Here is a 335-nt window from a genome sequence, read left to right on the forward strand (position 1 = left end):
GGCGGGGTCGAGCGGGCGGAAGCACAGGGGCACCAGCTCGGGGTAGAGACTGCCCAGTACGGCCACCGCGACCGCGATGGCCGTGAGCCCGCAGGTCACGCAGAGGACGATACGGACGAAGCTGAGGACACGGAGGTGCTCGCGCTGCAGCGTCTGACGGGCGACACTCACTGCGTCGATGAGGGCTTCGCGCTCCCCCCGAGTGAGCAGTCTCGGCTCCGACGCCGGATGCAGAGTGTTCTTCGCGATCTGTTCGACCCGGATTCGTCGAAGATCGGTGTCGGGAAGGTGCTCCCGCACCAGAGCCAGCAGATTGGGGATGCGCGCCGCGATGT

At 67.5% G+C, this 335-nt stretch carries 1 protein-coding gene; it reads left to right on the forward strand.

What is annotated here, in order from left to right:
- Nucleotides 1-135 precede the first annotated feature (135 nt).
- Nucleotides 136-335: hypothetical protein (locus tag TN53_RS49000; protein WP_234441880.1), on the forward strand; the 200-nt coding region annotated here is incomplete at its 3' end.

The organism is Streptomyces sp. WM6386 (assembly GCF_000972385.1).
Classification (GTDB): Bacteria; Actinomycetota; Actinomycetes; order Streptomycetales; family Streptomycetaceae; genus Streptomyces.